Source organism: Amycolatopsis sp. SID8362 (assembly GCF_010550475.1).
GTDB lineage: Bacteria > Actinomycetota > Actinomycetes > Mycobacteriales > Pseudonocardiaceae > Amycolatopsis > Amycolatopsis eburnea.
Map to the genome: position 1 here is coordinate 1 of NZ_JAAGNB010000050.1, position 297 is coordinate 297.

Consider the following 297-nt stretch of genomic DNA (forward strand, 5'->3'; position numbering starts at 1 on the left):
GCACCGGTGGCAGTTGGGGGTGGGTGACTGTGCCGGTCCGCCGCGACGTCGCCGTCAGCGTGCGCCCAGCACCGATGGCAGCTGGGCGCGGCCGTCGATCTTCAGCTTGCGGTACAGGCTCGTCAGGTGCTTCTCGACGGCCCGGCGGCTGATGCTCAGCTCACCGGCGATCTCGGTGTTGGTCCGCCCGTCCGCCGCCAGCCGCGCCACGGTCGCCTCGCCCGCGGTCAGCTCCGCCGGGGGCCGGGACAGCTCCGCGTGGCCGAACGTCCCGTCCGCACGCGCCTCCAGGCGGCC

At 75.1% G+C, this 297-nt stretch carries 1 protein-coding gene; it reads right to left on the reverse strand.

Annotated elements, in window-relative coordinates; all coding sequences use genetic code 11:
* Positions 1 to 54: 54 nt before the first annotated feature.
* Positions 55 to 297, reverse strand: a 243-nt coding sequence (locus tag G3I65_RS01425) for a helix-turn-helix transcriptional regulator (RefSeq protein ID WP_160693974.1), incomplete at its 5' end; no start/stop codon positions are given.